Origin of the sequence: Arthrobacter sp., assembly GCF_030540645.1 — a bacterium.
Taxonomy (GTDB): Bacteria; Actinomycetota; Actinomycetes; order Actinomycetales; family Micrococcaceae; genus Specibacter.
In genome coordinates this window covers 1-2,635 of sequence record NZ_JAUNVV010000151.1, presented here as the reverse complement: position 1 = coordinate 2,635, position 2,635 = coordinate 1, and the positions used below count along the sequence as shown (strand labels likewise).

The window sequence follows — 2,635 nt, the reverse complement described above, 5'->3', positions numbered from 1 at the left end:
ATTGAGGTGGCATGCTGTTCCAGCTGCGACCAAGCAGGGAGATTCGTACGGCTGTGCTGCTCTTTGCGTGATCCTGCGGAGTGCTCCGTCATTTTGTTTTCCGATCCTGGTGTCGACATCATGTTTCTCCTGATAGTACGTCGGGCTGGTTAGAAACGTGGGAATGGCTCGGCCAAGGATTGCATGACATGGTCCGCTTTGGCCGCCCGCAACTCGTCGATACCATAGTGCCCGGTGGCAACCCCGACGGCGGTGGCACCGGCTGCGAGCGCGGAATCGACGTCGTGCGGGGTATCGCCGACGACGAAGACTTCCCCTGGTGCCAGGTCCCGGCCATGCAGCCGGGAGGCCTTGGCAATGGCCAGCCGTGTCACTTCAGTCCTGTCGGGGGAGTCCGAGCCGTAGGCGCCGAAGACAAAGTACCGGTTGAGTCTGCCCGGTTCCATCTTCATTCGCGCGGCGCCCTCCATGGCGCCGGAGATCATCCCGAGGATCACCCCGGCGTCGGCGAGTCGGCCCAGCAGGTCCGTGGCGCCCTCCAGCACTTTGTAGCCTTCTCCGGTCCAGATGTCCTCGGAGAGGTGCCAGAGGTACTTTGCGTACAGCCGTGACATTTCCTCGTGGCTGGGTTCTCGGCCCAGTGCGGCACGAAACGTTGCCTTTCCCACCTGCGGATCGGTTTCCCCTGCTGAGCTGTGCTCGCCTATGTCCGCGGCCACACCATGGAGCTGGTCAAAGGCCCAAGCCCAGCTGCGTGCCCCGGAACCACCCGTGTGGACAAGGGTTTCATCAACGTCGAACAAAACCGCTCTTGGTAGTGTCATGGTCTGCGTCCCTCCCTCAGCCAGAGGGCTTCTCGTCGTGTCCGCCAAATTGTTTGCGCATGGCTGACAGTGCCCGGTCAGCAAATTCGTCCAGTTGCCTGGAAGAGAATCTAGAGTCCAGCGCTGCGTTGAGGATGGGGGCTGGCACGCCCTCTTCAATGGCGGCAATGGCCGTCCAGCGCCCTTCGCCAGAATCTGAAACCCGTCCGGCGTAGTTGGCCAAATCCGCGGACTTGCGCAACGCAGCCGCATTCAAGTCAACCAGCCATGATCCGATCACGCTGCCGCGCCGCCAGACCTCGGCAATTTCGGGAAGGTCCAGGTCATAGCGGTAATATTCCGGATCCTCCAGTGGAGCTGTTTCAGCGTCGCCGTGCTGGGATTCGGCACCAATGTTGGCCTTGTGCAAAATGTTCATACCCTCGGCGATGGCGCCCATCATCCCGTATTCGATGCCGTTGTGGACCATTTTCACAAAGTGCCCGGCACCGTTGGGCCCGCAATGCAGATAACCTTTCTCCGAGGTGGCCACATCTCCGTCGCGCCCGGGCGTGCGGGCGGCAGCATCGACCCCTGGTGCCAGGGAAGCAAAAACCGGTTCCACCTGGGCGAAGGCGTCGGCTTCGCCGCCGATCATCAACGAGTATCCGCGGTCCAGGCCCCAAACCCCTCCGCTGGTGCCACAGTCCAGCAGCCGGATGCCGTGCTCTGAGAGCGTTTTTGCATGGCGGATGTCGTCACGGTAGTAGGAATTTCCGCCGTCAATGACAGTGTCCCCGGAAGCCAAGGTGCCGGCCAGCTGGTCAATCACGGAGCTGGTGATATCCCCGGCCGGCACCATCACCCACACTGCCCGGGGTGCCGCGAGTTCTTCGGCCAGCTCCTCCACTGAACTCACACCCGTGGCGCCTTCGCCGGCGAGTGCCTTGACGGCCTTCGGGTCCGGATCGTAGACGACGCACTCATGCCCGTCGCGCATCAGCCGGCGAACCAGGTTGGCACCCATTCTGCCAAGACCGATCATTCCTATTTGCATGGTGTTTCTCCCTAAATTCCTATACTTCCAATGCCGTCCGTTGGCGAAGTGTCAGCGGTTTTGGTCTGCATCCGTGCCTGTGCTGTCTGGGCTGGCGGTACCTGCGTGGTTAGGCAAGGATGGCTGCCAGTGGGTTGGCGGTGTCAGCGAGTCTTGCTGAATCGACGGGCCGGCCCGAGCGCACCAGGTCCTTGATTGTTTCGGTCTGGTCCCAGACGTTCACGTTCATACCTGCCAGCACACGGTGGTCCTTGAGCCAGAATGCGATGAACTCGAGCTTGTCGTGGTCCCCACGGAAGACCACTTCGTCATAGCCGCCCGGGTCCACATGGCCGGAATACTCCATCCCCAATTCATATTGATCGCTGTAGAAGTACGGCACCTCCGCATACACGGCGTTCTGGCCCATCATGGACCGGGCTGCCACGGCGGGTTGGCTGAGCGCATTGAACCAGTGCTCGCTGCGGAGGTGTTTGCCCAGCAGAGGATGGTAGGCGTTGGCGACGTCCCCTGCAGCGTAAATGTCCGGATCCGAGGTGCGCAGGTGTTGATCAACCTTGATCCCGTTCTCCAGTACCAGCCCTGCCTCCTGCGCCAAAGCAGTGTTGGGCACGGCACCGATGCCCGCGACGACCAGATCCGCATCGATCTGTGTTCCATCACTGAGCTGGACGCCATTGGCCTGCCGTGGATTGTCACCAGTGATCCGTGCTGCTTTGACTCCGCAGCGAAGGTCAACACCGTGGCTGCGATGCAGCGATGCAAATATTTCAGC

At 61.2% G+C, this 2,635-nt stretch carries 3 protein-coding genes; all 3 read right to left on the bottom strand.

Going from position 1 to position 2,635, the window contains the following annotated elements:
- Window positions 1–149 precede the first annotated feature (149 nt).
- The gene (locus Q4P21_RS16105) at window positions 150–824 is read right to left on the bottom strand and encodes an HAD family hydrolase (protein ID WP_303389732.1); all 675 of its coding nucleotides are present in this window, start codon (window positions 822–824) and stop codon (window positions 150–152) included.
- A gap of 16 nt (window positions 825–840) precedes the next feature.
- On the bottom strand, window positions 841–1,860 hold the full coding sequence (gene gnd / locus Q4P21_RS16100) for a phosphogluconate dehydrogenase (NAD(+)-dependent, decarboxylating) (protein ID WP_303389731.1): 1,020 nt from the start codon (window positions 1,858–1,860) through the stop codon (window positions 841–843).
- Between the two features lie 109 nt (window positions 1,861–1,969).
- The coding region (locus tag Q4P21_RS16095) for an NAD(P)/FAD-dependent oxidoreductase (protein ID WP_303389730.1) at window positions 1,970–2,635 on the bottom strand (666 nt) is incomplete at its 5' end.